The sequence below is a fragment of the Campylobacter sp. IFREMER_LSEM_CL908 genome (assembly GCF_025771545.1).
Lineage (GTDB): Bacteria > Campylobacterota > Campylobacteria > Campylobacterales > Campylobacteraceae > Campylobacter_D > Campylobacter_D lari_D.
Window position 1 is genome coordinate 96319 of sequence record NZ_JAKMQK010000005.1, and the last position, 18479, is coordinate 114797.

Annotated in this window: 16 protein-coding genes; 5 read left to right on the plus strand and 11 right to left on the minus strand. The window is 25.2% G+C overall.

Annotated elements, in window-relative coordinates; genetic code table 11:
* The first annotated feature begins 600 nt into the window (after positions 1-600).
* Together traN and L8U04_RS03150 are read left to right on the plus strand one after the other, a co-directional pair.
* Positions 601-1095, plus strand: coding sequence for a conjugal transfer protein TraN (traN, locus tag L8U04_RS03145; protein WP_263709413.1), 495 nt, complete (start codon positions 601-603; stop codon positions 1093-1095).
* Positions 1096-1370: 275 nt separating this feature from the next.
* Positions 1371-2123, plus strand: a complete 753-nt coding sequence (locus L8U04_RS03150) for a hypothetical protein (RefSeq protein ID WP_263709395.1) — start codon at positions 1371-1373, stop codon at positions 2121-2123.
* Between the two features lie 163 nt (positions 2124-2286).
* On the opposite strand, the gene L8U04_RS03155 is transcribed toward L8U04_RS03150, so the two are convergent.
* The 6 genes from L8U04_RS03155 to L8U04_RS03180 form a co-directional block, all read right to left on the minus strand.
* A complete protein-coding gene (locus L8U04_RS03155; protein ID WP_263666947.1) occupies positions 2287-3198 on the minus strand; it encodes a type VI secretion system baseplate subunit TssG in 912 nt (303 codons plus the stop codon).
* Complete coding sequence (gene tssF, locus L8U04_RS03160; protein ID WP_263659961.1) at positions 3195-4922, minus strand: type VI secretion system baseplate subunit TssF; 1728 nt, start codon at positions 4920-4922, stop codon at positions 3195-3197. Before tssF ends, L8U04_RS03155 begins: the two co-directional genes overlap by 4 nt.
* A gap of 1 nt (position 4923) precedes the next feature.
* Positions 4924-5316 (minus strand): GPW/gp25 family protein, encoded by a 393-nt coding sequence (locus L8U04_RS03165; RefSeq protein WP_044598843.1) that lies wholly within the window; start codon positions 5314-5316, stop codon positions 4924-4926.
* Positions 5317-5319: 3 nt separating this feature from the next.
* The gene (gene tssC, locus L8U04_RS03170; RefSeq protein WP_044598842.1) at positions 5320-6774 is read right to left on the minus strand and encodes a type VI secretion system contractile sheath large subunit; all 1455 of its coding nucleotides are present in this window, start codon (positions 6772-6774) and stop codon (positions 5320-5322) included.
* A gap of 12 nt (positions 6775-6786) precedes the next feature.
* Entirely contained in the window at positions 6787-7272 is a 486-nt protein-coding gene (gene tssB / locus L8U04_RS03175) for a type VI secretion system contractile sheath small subunit (RefSeq protein ID WP_263659962.1), read from the minus strand.
* Positions 7273-7345: 73 nt separating this feature from the next.
* Positions 7346-8620 (minus strand): TssA family type VI secretion system protein, encoded by a 1275-nt coding sequence (locus tag L8U04_RS03180; protein ID WP_263659963.1) that lies wholly within the window; start codon positions 8618-8620, stop codon positions 7346-7348.
* A 94-nt stretch (positions 8621-8714) separates the two neighbouring features.
* On the opposite strand from L8U04_RS03180, the gene tssJ reads away from it, so the two are divergent.
* The 3 genes from tssJ to icmH are packed head-to-tail and all read left to right on the plus strand — an operon-like array spanning position 8715 to position 11350.
* Positions 8715-9155 carry a type VI secretion system lipoprotein TssJ gene (tssJ, locus tag L8U04_RS03185; RefSeq protein WP_147575446.1) on the plus strand — a complete coding sequence of 147 codons (441 nt, stop codon included), beginning with the start codon at positions 8715-8717 and terminating at the stop codon, positions 9153-9155.
* A gap of 15 nt (positions 9156-9170) precedes the next feature.
* Positions 9171-10571: a type VI secretion system baseplate subunit TssK gene (tssK, locus tag L8U04_RS03190; RefSeq protein WP_263709405.1), complete on the plus strand. Its 1401-nt coding sequence runs from the start codon at positions 9171-9173 to the stop codon at positions 10569-10571.
* An 8-nt stretch (positions 10572-10579) separates the two neighbouring features.
* Positions 10580-11350 carry a type IVB secretion system protein IcmH/DotU gene (icmH, locus tag L8U04_RS03195; protein WP_263659965.1) on the plus strand — a complete coding sequence of 257 codons (771 nt, stop codon included), beginning with the start codon at positions 10580-10582 and terminating at the stop codon, positions 11348-11350.
* On the opposite strand, the gene L8U04_RS03200 is transcribed toward icmH, so the two are convergent.
* The 5 genes from L8U04_RS03200 to L8U04_RS03220 form a co-directional block, all read right to left on the minus strand.
* Entirely contained in the window at positions 11345-12397 is a 1053-nt protein-coding gene (locus tag L8U04_RS03200) for a hypothetical protein (protein WP_263659966.1), read from the minus strand. The genes icmH and L8U04_RS03200 overlap by 6 nt on opposite strands.
* A gap of 3 nt (positions 12398-12400) precedes the next feature.
* A complete protein-coding gene (locus tag L8U04_RS03205; protein WP_263659967.1) occupies positions 12401-13657 on the minus strand; it encodes a hypothetical protein in 1257 nt (418 codons plus the stop codon).
* A complete protein-coding gene (locus L8U04_RS03210) occupies positions 13658-16357 on the minus strand; it encodes a hypothetical protein (protein WP_263709408.1) in 2700 nt (899 codons plus the stop codon).
* 380 nt (positions 16358-16737) lie between these two features.
* Positions 16738-17505: a hypothetical protein gene (locus L8U04_RS03215; protein WP_263709410.1), complete on the minus strand. Its 768-nt coding sequence runs from the start codon at positions 17503-17505 to the stop codon at positions 16738-16740.
* Positions 17506-17654: 149 nt separating this feature from the next.
* A partial coding sequence (locus L8U04_RS03220; RefSeq protein ID WP_306808638.1) for a bacteriophage T4 gp5 trimerisation domain-containing protein occupies positions 17655-18479 on the minus strand: 825 nt, incomplete at its 5' end.

An 18479-nucleotide genomic window follows, 5' to 3' on the forward strand; every position in this document is an offset into this window, starting at 1 on the left:
TTTTTCATTTGCACATACTTTTGCACATACTTTGTATTTTATTGTAAAAATGTGTAAAAAAGTGATATTGTTTTGCTAAATAGGTGATGTATTAAAATTTTTAGAGTGTGAATTTCAAGGAAAGAATATTGTGAATTTAAATTCTAATAAAGAAAAATACTGCCTGACTAATGAAGAGTAAGTGTTAATATATTCAAGAAACAATTTCAAAAATAGAATATTTGCTATTATATGAATTGCTAAAGTAGATTAAATCTTATTTTAAAGATTTAACCCCTAGTATAATTTTAGCTATTTTTTCAAAGCTATAAACATTTTTAAAATCATTACCATTTAAATTTTTTCTTCTACATTATACTATACTAAATATTTTATTTTATGTCCTGTTTATACTGTAAAATAAAATATAAATGCTATGCTTTAGATAGTTTTAGAAGTTAGTAAAGATATTGTATGTTTAAAACGATAACTATTTTAAATGTAATAGTTGTGTTTTAAAAAAGCACTAGCCATATCGAAGATGAAGATACTCAAGTTGGTATTAATGATGAAAATAATAATGGTTGGGAAGATGATGGTTCTTATAGAGGACAAATTTTTATCTTTAATAAAAAAGATAATAGATGTCGCTCTAAAGACAAATTTTTTGGCTTAACTGGTGGTGGTTGCTGTGATAAAGATAAAGTATTTATAGGGCTTATACCTTGTAAAGAAGATGAAAAAAAGCTAGCAAAACTCAATAAGCAAAATAGATGTGTAGAAGTTGGTGAATATTGCTCTAAAAAAATTAAATTCATAGCTTGTATTCAGCATAAAAAAACACATTGTTGTTTTAATTCAAAATTAGCAAGAATATTTAATGAACAAGGACGCCCACAAATTGGAAGAGGTTGGGGTTCTCCAAAGAGTCCTGATTGTAGAGGATTTACTCCAGAAGAATTTCAAAAGTTAGATTTTAGTGAAATAGATTTAAGTGATTTTATTGCTGATATTGTTGGAAGTATTGATGTAGATAAAATACAAGCTGATTCTATAAAAATACAAGAAAAGGTTGAAAGCAATCTTGAGAATTTAACAAGAAAACCTACTAATTAAAAAGAAAAATAAAATTATAGAAAGGAGATAGAGTTTAGTTAAAAGTTTGTTTGGTAAGCCAAAGGGATTATCCTAAACCCTGCAAAAGCAGGGGGTACTCAATGAGCCTTGACATAGCAAAGTGTTAAGAGTATAATTATAAGGATAATTTTTGTTAGCATTATGCTCACCTCCCTTCTGGGCGGTAAATTAACGCTAAAGGGTTGCGCCCCTTTGGCGTTGCACCCTTAATATAATTATATCAAACAAACTCTTTAACTTCTTTAATACAATTGATGAAAAGATTTTACATTTTATTCCTTAGTGCTTTAATTTTTGCACCTTCTTTATTATTTGGTGCTACAAATATAGATGATAATCATATTATCTTTACTTGGGGCTATGGTGAAGTAGCAAATGATATTTTACAAGTTATAAAAGATGTTATATTTTTGCTTCAATTAACTAATAAAAGTAAAGAATCTTTTCATATCAATATCTTAATCAATAGTGATACACTTTATAAAAATCCTTTATTGCAATATAATATAAATAGAAAAATTTCTAAAGATGATAATATCATTTATGCTTTAAAAAATACTTCTAGTATAAATCAAGCTTTTAAAAACTTAAAACAATTACAAGAAGTATTATTAAAAGAAAATATATTTTTAAATTTTATAGACTTAAATAGTAAAGAAAGTCTTTTAAGTTTTTACAATCAAATATTAAGTGATCATCATCTTAAAGATTATTTTTATATAAAAAATAATCAATTTTTTATTAAAGAAGATATAAAAAATAAAATTGTATTTCACAATATCAATTCTTCTTCTATTATAAGTAATTATCTTAGCTTGTTAAATGATTTTAATACTTTAAGCAAGATAGAACTTATAAATATATTAGAAAGTTTAAGTTTATACAATCTTTCAACTTTAATGCAAGATATACAAAAAAGATACTTAAAACTAGAATATAACTTAAAAAGCTTTGATAAAGATAGTATCTTTTTATCTAATATGATTATGAATGTGAGGTTGAAATAGAGTTTTGGATTAATATAAGCTTGTTGTTAATTTATGGTTATTTTCATAATATTGGGTATTAATAAAATTTAATAATATCAATAGTTTAATAATAAAAATTCAGATCTTATGTATTTGATTTTAATATAGATGAATAAATGATATATTTTGATAAATATAAAAATTATTCATGAAGTTTAATATGTATTATTTCGTAATTTTTTATTTTTTTTCCTAAAATTTTACCCCATCCTAATTTGGAGTGAGAGTAGTCTCCTAGCTTAAACAGCATTCTTTTATTAAAAATAATTTTAAGATATAAATCAACACAAAATTCATTGTTAGTTAGAAATAATATACTTTCTTTAAGCTCTTTGTATTTTTCTGCGTTTGGAAAGTATTTTAAAGCTTCATCATAGTGTATATCTTTTATATAAATAGCTATTTTATTTTGGTAAGATAGAAATTTTTTTCCTAAGATTAGGTTTTTTCCTAAAATATGATTTTTACTTCCTAATTTATTTAATTGTATGTGTCTTATGCAAATTTGATGGGGTATATTTTCTATAATATTTAATTGATTTTGTAAATTAAAAGTGATTTGTAAAATTCTTTCAATATAACTTTTAGGTCTTCTTAAACTTAGTAATAACGGTGCAAAAGGTAGATATCTCTTTGCAATTTTTGTATCATTGATACCTAACATAGAAAATAGTATTTTAGAAATTCTATCGCTGAAATTAATATCAAAACTTTTTGGATAATTGTTAAGAGTAGTAATTTCAAAAAAAATCCAAAGAAGATAGTGATTGAAGAAATCAAAAAATAAACTCCATCCATCCCCGCCATCCTCATTCCTAGAGAGCTTGTCTAGTATATAAGAAGGGAGTTGTGATGTATTACCTTGTAGACCCATAAAATTAATCATAATTTCAATAGGAAAATCACTAATATTTTTATTGAATTTTACATATTCGATTTCTTTGTTAGGATGCATTAGGGCATTATTTACCCTTAGAAAAATATCTTCTTTGGGATGATCTTTTAATAATTTTTTAAGAAGTTTATAAAAGGTATAAGAGTTTGCATTGTTCATAATATAGGTTTAATTCCTTTTTTAAAAGGATAATGTATAGTTGCTTTTGAGTTTATGCATTTAATTTTTAATTCACAAAATGAATTAATACTCACAAAGGATGATAAAAATTCTGAAATTATTAATCCTAGCTTATAAACTTCACCCAAAGAATAAAATTTAGAATCATCTATACTTATAATACTCATAGTGCCTTTTTTTGTAATATGCTCATCAATTAAGTAGCTTGGTTTTGACTGTATGTCAATTATTGAAGAGGTAAGTAATTGACATACTACTTCAGAAGTTTTATCATCGGGAAAGCTATAGCTTTCTAAAACTTGAAAAAAGGATGTTTTTGTTAAAAGAGTTTGGTAACTAAATGACAAAATAGAAACTAATTTCCATAAAAGATCACCATTGGTTTTAACTTGCTTAATCGGCGTTGGAATGGTAATGTTTTTCGTAATAGCATCTTTATAAAAAGGTATAAGATTGATATCGCCTATTTTTAAACGGGTCGGTAAATTTTTATTACAGCATAATACATCTATTGTGATTGTTTCATTTGTATTGTTTGAGGAAAAAAACGATATTTCTTTGAAGTTATCTTGCTTGGAATTTGATTTATTTGTAATGTAGTAAAAATCTTGTATTTTATTTTGCATAAATTCAAAACGTTCAAAATTTTTATAATTTTTTAAAATTCTACTCCCGCTGTCGCTATTATGTGCTTTGACTTGTTTTATTTGAACTATATCATATGCATTTAAATTTGTTCTATCGATGAAAATTCTATATCCATTTTTCGAGTGATTATTGATGATAGGTTCTGCTGTTTTTTCGAAAATATTAATGATTGGTGTTGTCGATAATGAGAATAATTCATTTTTTATAATACAATTTTTAGGAAGTGTCTTATTAAATTTAAAAAAAATGCTAATTAACTTACCTTTACACTCATGTAAAACATCCAAGCCTTGTATTGAGATAAAATTAAATTTTTCAGGCAAAAAAAAGTATTCTCTTAGCAAGGAAAAAGATTCAAATCCTAAGTCATTATAAAATAGGCAACTTTCGTTTGGCTTTAAACCCATAGTTTTAATATTATGGGTATTTATTTTAAATTCTTCTTTTGTGTCATGAGATATGACTTTTATTTCTTCTAAATATTGATGCATATAAAAAAGTAATGTAGATGATGTGTAAACATCATCCCCTAAGTATATACTTAGTTTATCTAAACCTAGATGTTCTATGTTTAAATCTTCTCTACTAACTCTAAGTTGTATATCTAATGTATGATATTGTCTTTCACTTCCTAAAAAAACATTCTCTATATTTAATGGATATAGATATACATCATATACTGTTTTAAATTCACATTCACATTTTTCTATAGATACAGATTTAACTGTACTATTTTTAGGAATAATTAATCTGTTGAGTTTGCTGTTTTCGCTAAATTTGAATTCTTGCATACACATAGAAGGTAGAATGTTGGTGTAATTTGGAGAAAGAATATTAATTAGAGATTCTGCAATATAGGGTATATTTTGATCTAATTCTTGATGAATTTTAGAGGTTAATATTGCTAAATTTTCAATAATTCTTTCTATATCTGGATCTTTACTATCGTAAGATAAAAAAGGGGTTAACTTGGGAAATTTATCTATAAAAATTTTCCGAGCATGATTAAGATAAGCAATCTCCTTTTGATAATAATGTATATCATCTTGTGTCATTTTAGATAACCTCGCAATATCGATTATTTTTAAATATAATTTCAATTGCAAATTCTTTAAAATTATCATTACAAAAAACACATTTTAGTAAAAATGAAAGTTGCCAAGGTTTTAAAGAATCATTATATGTGATAGAATTAATTATAATTCTTTTTTCGTATTTACTTATGAGTTTATGAATTTCTTTTGCCATGTTCAAGCAAAGTTCTGTCGAGCTTAAATTTAGATTTTCCATACTAGATAATCCAAAATCTTCAACACTTAAGCAGTCATCAAGTTTTGCATTAAGCAAAACTTGTATATTATTTTTTATTTCTTGAAATTCATTTTGATAAAAAGGGATATTTTGATATTGCTCATCCAATGAATGAATAATTTTATCCAACAAAGACATTTATTATTCTTTATCCAATTTACCTACTAAAGATAGTTCAAAATTTCCACCCATATATTTAAAGTGAGGACGAACACTCAACCCAATCTTATACCATCCAGGCTCCCCTGGTATATTATCCACTTTTACTTGAGCCCCTCTAAAAGGTCTTCTACTTCTAACCTCTGCTGGTGGATTTTCTTGATCTGAAATATATTGTCTAACCCATTCGTTTAAACCATTTTCAATATCACTTCTTTCCTTCCAGCTTCCAATTTCTTCTCTTTGTAGTACTTTTAGATAATGTGCTAATCTTGAAATTAAAAATACATAAGGCAATTGAGTGCCTAAGCGGTAATTTGTTTCAGCCTCTTTTCCTTCTGGTGTGTTTGGAAATATTTTAGGTTTTAAAGCAGAATTTGCTGAAAAAAATGCTGCATTATTGGTGTCTCTTCTTAGAGTTAAAGTTATAAACCCATTTTCTGCAAGTTCATATTCTCTTCTATCTGTAATCAAAACTTCAGTAGGAATTTTAGCTTTTAAGTTTCCAAAATTTTCATAAAAATAAGTAGGAAGATCTTTTACGCTTCCACCGCTTTTTGGTCCTATGATACTACCACACCACCTGTATTTAGCAAAACTTTCTGTTAATCTTGTTGCGAAAGCATATGCTGAATTTCCCCATAATAGATGATTGTGAGATGCGTGAACATTTTCTTTGTAATTAAAGCTTTTGATGGGATTTTCTTCACTATCATAAGGCGATCTCGTCAAAAACCTCGTAACCATTAATCCTGTGTATTTAGAATCTTCATTTTCTCTAAAAGTTCTCCATCTTGTGTATTGTGGACCCTCGAGAAGACTTTGTAAATCCTGAATATTAGCTAATTCTGAATAATTTTCTAAACCAAAAAATTTAGGTCCTAAAGAAGTTAAAAATGGAGAATGACTCATTGCTGCTATGCTTGACATTTTATTTAAAAAAGTCATATCTGGACTTGTAGTGCTTAGTTGGTAATCACCAATTATAGCACCAACTGGTTCTCCACCAAATTGTCCATATTCTGAAGAATAAATATTTTTATAAACAACACTTTGGGTGATGTCTGGATTATTTTCGAAATCTTCTAAAACTTCTTCTTTTGTAATATCAAAAAGATTAATTTTAATATTTTCATTAAAATCAGTTCTTTCTACTAAGAAGAAAAGTCCTCTCCAAGTCGATTCTAATTTTTGAAATTCTTCATTATGTAAAATCTCATCCATTTGTTTTGATAATAAATCATCGATATGGGCAATCATTTCATCAAGTGCAAATTTGTTGATTTTATCTTCTATGTTATCGCTTTCAACTATTGCGGAAATAAATTCGGCTACTCCTCTTTTTGCTATACTATAGCTTTCATCATTTCTAGCATATTTGCTTTTTTCCATAATACTTTCAATAATTGGAGTATCAATTACTTTATCTTTTGACATATTATGTTTCCTTTATTCTTCGTTATTTTCTTTTTTGATTTCTAAAAGCAACTGCTCTTTGGTTTTTTCATTTTTTAGAGCATCTAAAACAGCTTTTCTAAAATTTGGAATATTACCCATAGGTCCTTTTAGAGCCATTAATGCTTCTCTAAGGCGCATTAGTTTATTTAACTCTGGCACTTGTTGCACTATATTATCAGGCGAAAAATCTTTCATACTAGATATTTTTAGGTTGATATCTAATTCTTCAGCGCCTCCACCCAAAGTATTTTTAACATTAAATTGGGTTTTGATGTCTAGTTTTTGCATAACTTGATTAAAATTTATTTTGTTGATAGACACAACTTCCCTATCTTCTAAATTTTGTCCATTTTTACCTGTTAAATTAGCCATTATCATAAGTTTTAAAGGTAATTCTATCTCTGCATTTTGCCCGTTTGTTTTTGCCTTGTAGGTTATATTTATGCGTTCTTTTGGTGCACTTGATCCATCAGACATTTTACTTCCTTATTTTTTGAATTAAAATTTATTTTTTAAATTATACATAAAACTAAATAAAGAATAACTAAGTTTATATTTTTTTATTAGTTTTGTTTTTTGCATAATTATACTCATCACTTAAGTAATCCTTTAATAAGGTTTTTTCCATAAGTTCAACTAGTTGTAAGTATATAATTTTTGCATTATTTTTCATATTGTTTGTTTCAAAAACTTGTGCCATGGCTATTAAAGAATTTATATTACAAAATAAAGAATTATTATAATTTTCATTGTTTATTTCAATGAGTATTTGTTCTACTTTTTTATTTTTATCGGATGTAGTGAGTGTTTTTTTATTAGTTTCTTGATTTTGTTTTACAAAATAATTAAATGTATCTTCTTTACACATTAATTCGCCGTTGTCAAATCTTAACTTGGTAATATCTTTGAATTTGAGAATAAAATTGCAAGTTAGTAAATTTAAAATTTTCAAGGAGTGTTCTTTTTGATGATGATGTAAAAAATCACAAAATAGTTTAAATCCTTCTATCCAGAAAGGGTTAAGTGAAAGGTTGTTGATAAAACATTTTATTTGATCTAACTCATTCGTATTTTTATCTAATAGTAATTTTATTAAATTTCTATCAGGATATCTTACTTTAGTGACAAAATCTGAATGCGGTGGAAGGGTTTTTAATCTTCCCCAAGCTGCTTCTGCAAACAATGAATAAGCATTGGTATTTTCAATGTTATTTTCTAGTAATTCTATTGCTAGATTATTTAATAATGTTCTGTATTCTCTATCACTAAGATTAGATAATTTTGTGTTTTTTATATCGATATTTACTTGTGTCACTGGAGATTTAAGAGGTGATTGTTTAGTTTGAGTTATTTCTTCTTTAATGTTTAATTTTGCAAAATTACAATTTAAAATTTCGCGTAATTTTTCAAAATACTCATTTAAACTTTTAGCTGCGACTTGTGAGCATTTTGGTGAATTTTTATTAAATTCATTAATAAAATTTTCAACAATTTGTTTGTATTTCTTTTTTTGATTTAATAGTATAGAAGATGTTTTACTTATATTTTCAGGTTTTTCTCGAAATAATTTTTCTGTAAAAATTATTATTTCTAAAAATATTTTAAAACACTCTTCGTTATTTAATGCTAAACATGATAAAGAAAAGTAAGCGAAAATTTTCATATCCATCGAGTTGTTTTGTAAAATATCTAATGAGTATTCATATACCTTATCCCATTGTATTTTTTCATGATTTAATGTTTTGTATTTTGTCATCTCTTCTTCAAGTAAATGAAATATCTCTAAGTTTTCTAAATTTTCTTCATAATGATCACAGAAAATCATTTTTTATCTCCTAAGCACTATTGAAAGTTTTTTTAATTATAATAAAAAATAAAATTATAGTGTTATTTATTTAAGTATTTTTTTAAGGATGGGAATGAGAAAAATTTTTGTTATGTTGCTCATGGGGTTGTTTTTAAGTTCTTGCTCTAGTGTTGTAAGTGTAAAGATTGATAATATAAAAAATTCTAATTTAAATAGTAGAAATGATGATGTTCCTTTGACTGTTATTGTGTATCAACTAAAAGATGTAAATAAATTTATAAAGGCTAGTGATTTAGAGCTGATTAATAGAGAGGATGCTATACTCGGTAGAGATAAAATTGACTCGATTAGACTACAAATTGCCCCTAAAGATAATATTATTGCTTTTAAAGTTATAGATGAAGAAGTGCCGTATATTGGTATTTTGGTTTTATTTGCAAATAATACTAAAAAAGTAACAAAAATTTGGGCAAAAACAGATGATGCTAATGGTTTTGGAACTAAAAAAACATTAAAATTTGAAATAACAAAAGATGGTATTAGACATATTTAATCTAAGGAAAATATAATGGCAGATAAGCTAAAAGTAGCTTGGTTTAATGGGCTAAATATTGATAAAATTCATTTTGAGCAACAAGAACGATATTTTGAAAGAAATATTAATCTTAAAACAATTTCAACTTTCAATAATTTATATGGAATAATTGATTTAGAATTTTCCAATGAAATGCTAATGCAAGGAAAAATAGCACTTAAAAGAATTTCTGGAATTGCTAAAGATGGTAGCATTTTTAATGCACCAGAACAAGATGAGCTTCCAGAGCCTTTGGAAGTTAATTATGATTCTTTGGTAAATTCTATTATTGTTATTAAAATTCCTATGGGTTTATCCTCTATAGCAGATATATCTTTACACAATAATATACCTAATTCAAAATACATTAGTTTAAGAAGTGTTGTAGCTTCAAGAATATATGATGATAATACTAATGATGTTTTTAAACATACTGATTTAGAAGATGAATATGAGAATGATAATATTACTTTCTCTCAAGAAAAAATAAGCATTACTTTAGCTAGTTTGAGATTGAAATTGGGCTTTTTAGGTAGCAAAACTCCAGATGAACTTGAAATTCCTATAGCAAAAATCAAAAATATTGATTTAAATAAAAAAATAGAGTTAGATGAAAGTTTTATACCCACTTGTTTAGATTTAAATAAATCTTCGTATATTAAATCATTTTTAGAAGAAATTTCGCATTCAATTAAACAGCATAAAGAAATACTCACTGAAGTATTTAAGGGTATAGATCAAACTAAAAACACCTTGGATTTTAGTACATATTTATCGCTTAATCTTTTAAAAAAATGGTATTTTATTTTTTCATATATAATCAATAAAGATAAAATACATCCTGAAAATTTATATGAAAAATTAGTTGATTTTCAAGGAGATCTTAGTGCTTTTGGTACTGAAAGCTCCTTTTCTGATTTTATAGTATATAGTCATGATGACTTGACTAACACTTTTTTACCACTTACTAATCAACTGAGAGTTTTATTTGCAAAAATAACTTCTCCAAAATATACTATGGCTCAAGTAATTGACAATAACAATGGATTTTATGATTTGTTATTTGACAATCCTACGGTTATTGAAGAGGGTGAATTATTTTTAGCTATTAGTGCTGATGTTAATCATGAGTATTTATTATATAATTTTAAAACTCAAAGTAAAATTCATACTCAAAGTAGGATAAAAAGTATAGTAACAACACAATTACGAGGGATAAACATAGAGCAAATTTCAAATATTCCATCTTCTATACCTTATTTAAATGGTTATATTTATTACAAGTTAGACAAAAAAGATGAGCTGTTTAAATACTTTAAGGGCGAAAATGTTATAAGTTTATATCTAACAACAAATATAAAAAACCCTGATATAAAAATGTGGGCTGTATTTTAAGGAGTAATATGCAAAAAGAATCACATTTTAAAGAAGGATCTTTGCTTTTAGAAAGTGATTTAAAAGGTTTAGAAATCAATAAAGTTGTTGATAATTGTTTGGAAATTCTTTTACTTGTTTATAGATTATCTAAGGTTCATTCTTTGGATACTGCTTATATAGAGAATTTAAAAGAAAAACTTGTGAATGAAATTTTGGTTTGGAGTTCAAGATTAAGTACTTTTAAAGAGTATGATGAGAAAGATATTATAAAATTAAGATATTGCTTATGCGTATTTATAGATGAAAGTCTAATGAAAAATGATTTATTTATTAATAGCTCTTGGGCAAATCATACTTTAACCGTGAGGTTATTTGATGAGACTCTAGGTGGTGATAATTTTTACGATATAGCGCTTTCTTGGTTGTCTAATCCATCCAAAAACAAGGATTTTTTGGAATTCATATATGTTTGCTTGATTTTAGGATATAGAGGAAAATATTCTCATGAAAAAGATGTTGAGGAAAAAATTATTTATCTTTGTAATAATATAGCATCGGCTTTAACTCCTCTTATAAATTTAACAGATGAGACAGCTTTTGATAAGGCTTATAATGGAGCTAATAGGGAAAAATTTTGGCAGTATTTTCAACGCAGATTTATGAAATTTACGTTAGTTGTTATACCTATTGGATGTATTTTAGGTTTTTTTATTTTTGCAATTTTTGATTTACAAACTCATAATATTAAAATCGATTCTAATATTAGCAGTTTGATTAAGAATATAGAAAAATTATAACTCTTCGTTTGGAATGTTTAATTTTAACTTTTGAAACATAATTTCGTTCCAATGTTTTGGAAGATTACAAATTTTTGGGTAATATTTTTGAAAAAAATAAATAAAAATTTGAGGATTTTCAGCTAGAGAAAAATAAAATTTTCCTTTATTTGAAGATAAAATTTTACCATCATGGTTAATATTAGGGCTATAAAATTTATATCCTTTTATTGGAGGCATTTTTTTAAGGAACTTTGAATTTGGATAGTGTTTGAAAAATTTTAAATAACCTTCGATATAACCCACCCCATATTTTAATGGATTTATATTGGTATAGAAAAAATCAATAAAAGGGATATTAGAATTTTCTCCATAGTAAGGATTTGGTATAAGATTGATTTGTTTTTGATATAATTCTTTATATGTAGTGTAAGCACCGGCATTAAAAAGTAATTCATTTTCATCTTGAAATTTACCAGAAAAATATGGAATTAAAAAGTCATTTAGACTCCAAACTAAATATTCGTAAAAAAGCTCATCGCTAAATGTAATTTTATAATCTTGTTTAGATAGTGTATCAAGTTGATTTAATATATCGTTTTTATGGTTGTTTTTGTCATAGATTAAAGCGGTAATGCCACTATTTTCATAAATTTTATTAAAATAATTTTTAATTAAGTTAATGTTTTTGGAATGTAAATCATCAAAATATGAGTAAATTTGTTCTTTGGATAAGATTATATTGTTATTTTGCCTGAAATATTGCACTTTGTTGTTTGTTATTTCATTAAGCCAAAAATTATTTAATTTTTCAAAATTAATATCAAAATTACTTGCTATAAATTTTGGAAACAAGTTGTTTTTTTCTTCTTGAAATATTACCTTTCCTATATATAAAATAGCGGTTAAATCATTAATTTTTTTATTATATTTACTACTATAGAAATTTGAAATATCGTTTATTCTATCTTCAACACATAAAATATTTGTTTCTATGCCAAGATATATGGTTTTATCTAATCTATTGTTAAAAGCATATTTTTTTAAATCAGGAAGTTTAATTTTCATTCTTTAGCCTAGAAAATCTATTATTTTTTCGACAAATCTTGCATCTCTTTCATTTGGTTGTATTTCGTAAGCATTTTCTTGCCTTTCTTTGTCATCAAATTTATAAAAGCCATCAAATAAAATTTTATAATCATCGCTTATAGAGAATCCATGTGCATAAAACAAATATCCTCTTAAAATACCTTGTCCCGGATAATAATAAGTTTCAACATAAAAATGTCTAATCTCGTGAATCATAGTTTTTATTATTTCTTTTAAATCATGTAGATTATTTTCATTAACACGTATGCGTCTTTTGTAATATTCTCCCCATTCTTCTTCATCTCCTTGGAAAAAATCTATTTCACCATTTTTTGTTATTAAATTTAAGTCTAATTTTTCACATATAGCGGTTGCAATCTTACTAATTAAATTTTTATAAATTGCTATATCCAATTTTTTACCTTGCATCAATTCATCATATTTTTCTTTCAATGTTTTAGGATTGTTTTTTTCTATAGGGCAATTTAGCAAAACATCTTTACAAGTTTGAAAATAAAAATCTCTATCTCTTTGATAGTCTTTGAAATCATTTTCCACGCTATCTATGAAAGATTGACTACCTAGGTCAAATCTATAGTAAATATAAGCAATTTTTCCTGCTATTTGAGGATTATTTTTACAGAATGAAAAGAAATTTTCTCTCATAATAGTAAAGGTATCACCTATTTTTTTAGATAGACATTCGAAAAATTTAACAGCATCCCAAACACTTTGTATGTGTGATATTTGGTTCCATTCTTGAATATTTTTGGGATAATTTGCAAGATTAACACCATTAGCAACATTATCATCTTCTCCAATACCCACTCTAAAACTCATATCAATGATCACATAAGGATCTTGTAAAGTCGGCATTTCGCCTTCATAAGCAAACACCACAATATAATATTTTTCAAATTTAGTTTCTTTTGTTCTATAAAGAGGAAGAGAAAAGCCAATTTTATTTGTATTTTCTTGTTCAATTAAAGTTGCATTGTAATCATCATTGCACTCTAATTCTCCATCTTCATCAATATCAACTAAAGTACTAAAACTATCAAAACTTTGCAAATAATCATCCGATACAAATAATAATTGCATTTTAGCTTGACTATCACATTCAAAAAAACCCCATTTTCTTTGTATATCGTCGTTATTCTCTAAGAAAAGTTCTATATATGTTCCTGGTGCAAACGGAGCTTTAAGATCGTATATTTCCTTAGAGTTTATGCTATTCATTTATCTATCCTTTATTTCTTTTGCAAATACAATTTTATTGTTTCGTTTTTGGGGGTATTTAACTTCTAATTCGCAAAGCAATTCTTCTTCATTTGTAATATAGCTTAAATGCTTTAATAAATCTTCAAACAATACTCCATTAACTATTCCTATACTACCATTGCTACCAAATTCTCCCTTTTCATTAATGTTATAAAGATACAAATCCCCCTTACTCATACTTTCTTTATTCTTGCTTTTTTCTTTTTCATTATTTGGATTTGAAATTTCTATTTCTTTAAAACTTTTAGAGCATTCTTTATCTGTGTATAATCTAACACAATACTTTCCCCAAGTCTTACCTATGCTAAAAGGATAATCTTTTAAAAAATCAGGTTGTTTGTTGTAATTAATCTCATTGATTTTAAAATAATACTTTCCTTCAGGTAAGCTTCCAAATTTATCTTTAATACTTTCATCATCATAGTAAAAATATGCTTTTTTCTTGGTAGTTTTATCTTTTATATCTTGATAAAAACTAAAAGCAATTTGTTTATTTGATGGTTTTAAATTATCAGCTTTAGCTACTCCACTTCTTGCCATATAAGAAGATATTAAATCTTTTCCTTTAAAATGATATAAATAAAAACCATCATATTTAAAATAATCTTTATTTTTAAACCTAAGTATAAGTCCTATTTTATGATTGATATAATTATTAAATATTCTTTTGCTATCTTGTAAGGGTTTGGCTAAATAAGCTTTATTATCTTCTAATCTAACTTTAAAACTATGACAATTACTAAAGTCTTTTTCTCTATCAAATCTTATTTTACCTTCTTTATTAGTTTTTAATTTTAATACGCTTTGCTTGATTAGTTTTTCATGATCATACCCTTTTATACTAATACTAGCATTATCAATAGCCTTGCCATGTTCATCTTGTATGATAAGGCTGATGTAATTTGAAGTAGCAGTGTTGTTTATAATGTTAGTGTTATTGTGGGTTAAATTTAGATCTTGATGGTTTAAATCATCATAAGCATAGCGCTTGCTTATCTTTTTAGGTTCTAATTTTATATTTAAACTATTTTTAGCTAAAACATAGTTTTTAATCTTACAATGATAATAATCATAAGTAATGTTTAAATCTTTTAAAGCATATAAATTATTCTCATCATATTTAAGATAATAATTTATTTTTTCATCATTGAAAGAAAAAATTTCATCTTCCTTTGCGCCTAAAAGAAGTTTTTCATAAAAAAATACTCTTGTTTTTAGTTTATTAAAATCTAGATTATAGTTTTGTTCTAATAAAGCTATATCGATTAATGACTCATCTTTAACAAATATATCACAATTGTTCTCATAAAGATGTAAAAGATTTGACATAGATGAAGCATTGTCAAAAAATATAAGCTTTTTATTTTTTTCTTTGTTTTCTAAGATGAAGTGGCTTAGGTTTTTAAGGTGATAAGATACAATCTTAAAATCTTCTTTTATATCATCTATAATGATATTGCTTTGTTTCGTTTTTAAAGAAGTTTCATTGTTAAAATTTGTGTTTTTTATTATAGTATCTATACTTTCTTTTGTATTGTTTTCTTGATTTGAATTTAAAGAAAGTTCTTTGAAATTTATACTTTCTTTTATATTACTTTTTTGATTTAAGTTTTTATTTATTTCTTTATTTTCATTTTTATTGATTGTTTTATCTTTGTTATTTAATTCTTCATTGATAATAAAAGAACTCATATAAGTTTGATAAGCATGTTCTAAATCTTTAAAACCAAGTCTTTTAAATTCATCAATACTTTTATAAAGTTCTTTTCTTGCATTTAAATAAGTATCGTTTAGTTTGTTTTTATGAGAGATAAAGATAGTATAAAAACTAGAGTTAAATTCTAATTCTTTTATTGTGTTTTCATCAAATAAAGCTTGCTTATCTTTATCATATAAAACATAATCTTCACAAAAATATAAAGCTTTTAATAAATAGGGTTTTGAATCGATGTTGATGTTGTTGATATCTTCTAAAGATAGTTTTTGTATATAGGCTATTTTTAAATTATTGATTACTTGTATAGACATAAGTTTATAATTATTATATTCTTGATTAAAGTGATTAAGATTTTCTAAAAATATTTTATACTCATTGATATATTCTTTTTCATCTTGTATATTATCTAAATATTTAAGACTTTGATTGAAAATATTATTATTGTAAAAATTACAAGAAAAACTATCAAAATTAAATTCTTTTAACAAATTACTATTTTTATTATCTATAGAACATAAAGGAGCAAAGGAATTTTGTATGTTTTTGTAGTAGGGGTAGAGAGAGTGGGTGGTGGATGTTGCTTTTCCTCCTAAAGAAGTTATGTTTATTATGAATAGTTTTTTTGTTTTGGTTATTTTTTTAATTGTTGTTAAAATTCCTGATGGTGCTAAATAATACAAAGGTCTTTCATTGATATCTTTTATTAAATATTCTAGTATAACATTTCTAGAAGTTTCATTTTTAACAATATCTTTTAAAAAGTCTAATTCTTCTAGTGTCTGCCTTTTATGAAAATCATCTAAAATAACACTTTTTTCTTGCCAATCTCTAAAACCTGAAATTCTAGCTAAAAAATCTCCAAAATCATAAGGTCCTATATAACAATCTACAATACCATCTTTAATATCCTTAAGATGTTCCATTAATCCTTTATCTCTCATTTTCTAGCCTTTTTAATTTACAAAGAAGAAGTAAAACAATATTTATTAGTTTTCTACTAAAAAGAATGATTATTGATAAATAACATATCATTTCAAATAATCCATATTTTGAAAAATATCTACCTAAATATATGAAATTTAAAAATACAATTGGTGGAAAGAGTAATAAGTTTTCACAAAAAATACTATACACCCAATCTATAATTTTATTAGAAACTCCATATTTACTTTTGCAATTTTTGCATTTTATTTCTAATTTGCCTGAGAATATATTCCAAATATTTTGTAATTTATTGATTTTTGTTTTACAAACTTCACATTCTTTATAAATAGACATTTATTTTTCCTATATAATTTAAAAATTATCTTTAAAATTTAAATTATCTTCCGCATGCATTTAATTTTCCTTTAGCAAAATTTATGAAATAATTGTATCTTTTTGCTTCATATATTGTTGGGCGTATCATTTCTTGAATTTCGGTTTTTAGTTTTGTTTTATATAATAAATTCATTTTTTTATAAGAATTAATCATATTTTCTAATAACTGTTCTTTTTGAGGTATAGAACACATAAAGTTTTTATCTAGGCTTGAAGCAAATGGGATTAAATTAAAAAGAAAATAATCAGCATTAAAGGCTATTTTCATAAGTGTATAAGTGTCAGGCAATGCATCTATTTTGTTAATAAAAATGATATATCTATCCATAATGCTTATAAAATTATTCATTTCGTTTAAATTGGTAGTGCTATTAGAAGCAAGATAAAAATAATTAAGATTAGTTTCACTTTTTCTTCCAAATATACTTACTTTATTTCTAAGAGCTACCAAATAAGCATTGTCTAAACCTAAAATTTGCATAAATTTAAAATCTTTTTTAAAATGATGCATATAATTTAATAATTCTTTTTGATTAAGTTTTAATTCTTGATTTAAGTTTTGTTCTACAAAAACTTTTTTAAATTCTTCTTCGTTGCTCCAGAATAATTTAGATATCTCTTTTCTAATTTGATTTTCTTTTTCATAATAATACTTATCCCAAAAGATAAGCTCTAAAGGGCGATAAGCTAAGCTTATAAAGATAATAAAAGCTATAAGTAAACCACAAGGTATATAAAATCTTTTAAGTTTATAAAAAGGTTTTTTCATTTATATTCCTTGGTATTTTAAAAATAGTTTATAAAATTTTCTATAAAAATCATAATGATATTTTTTTATACTATTTATTGTATTACTAATATTTGGCATTCTAAAATTTTTAAAATATAGTATTTATTTTCAAAAAAAATACTATATATTTACTCTGCTTTAATTTCTCCACCTTTAACAACAAGACCCTTAGAATCTATCACTACTTCTACTCCACCTGCTTTAATGATAACACAATCTGGTTTAGCATTAATCAATGTTTCTCCTACTTGTATAGTTGCCTCACTATCAGCCTTTAGATAATGAGTTGTTTTTGCATAGGTAGTGATATTATTAGCCACCATACTTGTATTTTTATCGCTTTCAAATCCCATGGATTCATTGCTTGTAAAAAGAATATTGTCTTTACTTTTATAATCTATCTCTTTTTCGCTCAAGACTTGTATTTTATTGCTTGTATTTATATTGTAATAACCTTCTATAATTTCTTTTTTGTTTCCTTTAACATTTCTAGTTTCATCTTTATGTATAATGGTATTTTTGTTTGCGCATATTTCAGTGTCTTTATTTTCTCCTATATATTCACTTGAATTTTTAGCTACTCTTAACTTGTTGTCTACTCCTACATTTAAAGTGTTAGATAATCCAACTATGGTGTCTTTAGATAAACCTACATTTATTAGATACTCAGCACCAACATTGACATTTTTAGCTAAATCTATGGTTTGCGTATGAACTTTTTTAATTCTTTCATTATAAATCCCATCCACCATAGAATCTTTATCATTTAAAATTCTTTGAGTAAAGTTGTGCTGAACCAACTCATCATAGTCTCTTTCTGCTTTTAGATAGATTTGTTCTTTATCTTTTAAGTTGGATAAAGTTAGTTCATTGTATCCTTGTTCATATACTCCTATAGTTTTAGAGCTAATGGAAGTTTTGTGATCATGGTGTGGCAACGATACAAGAGGATC

Coding starts and splice junctions, on each gene's coding strand:
- L8U04_RS03150 (WP_263709395.1), top strand. CDS start 1,371: ATGAAAAGATTTTACATTTTATTCCTTAGTGCTTTAATTTTTGCACCT.
- icmH (WP_263659965.1), top strand. CDS start 10,580: ATGCAAAAAGAATCACATTTTAAAGAAGGATCTTTGCTTTTAGAAAGT.
- L8U04_RS03210 (WP_263709408.1), bottom strand. CDS start 16,357: ATGAGAGATAAAGGATTAATGGAACATCTTAAGGATATTAAAGATGGT.
- tssC (WP_044598842.1), bottom strand. CDS start 6,774: ATGTCAAAAGATAAAGTAATTGATACTCCAATTATTGAAAGTATTATG.
- L8U04_RS03215 (WP_263709410.1), bottom strand. CDS start 17,505: ATGAAAAAACCTTTTTATAAACTTAAAAGATTTTATATACCTTGTGGT.
- tssJ (WP_147575446.1), top strand. CDS start 8,715: ATGAGAAAAATTTTTGTTATGTTGCTCATGGGGTTGTTTTTAAGTTCT.
- L8U04_RS03165 (WP_044598843.1), bottom strand. CDS start 5,316: ATGTCTTTGTTGGATAAAATTATTCATTCATTGGATGAGCAATATCAA.
- tssB (WP_263659962.1), bottom strand. CDS start 7,272: ATGTCTGATGGATCAAGTGCACCAAAAGAACGCATAAATATAACCTAC.
- L8U04_RS03205 (WP_263659967.1), bottom strand. CDS start 13,657: ATGAATAGCATAAACTCTAAGGAAATATACGATCTTAAAGCTCCGTTT.
- tssK (WP_263709405.1), top strand. CDS start 9,171: ATGGCAGATAAGCTAAAAGTAGCTTGGTTTAATGGGCTAAATATTGAT.
- tssF (WP_263659961.1), bottom strand. CDS start 4,922: ATGACACAAGATGATATACATTATTATCAAAAGGAGATTGCTTATCTT.
- L8U04_RS03180 (WP_263659963.1), bottom strand. CDS start 8,620: ATGATTTTCTGTGATCATTATGAAGAAAATTTAGAAAACTTAGAGATA.
- L8U04_RS03200 (WP_263659966.1), bottom strand. CDS start 12,397: ATGAAAATTAAACTTCCTGATTTAAAAAAATATGCTTTTAACAATAGA.
- L8U04_RS03155 (WP_263666947.1), bottom strand. CDS start 3,198: ATGAACAATGCAAACTCTTATACCTTTTATAAACTTCTTAAAAAATTA.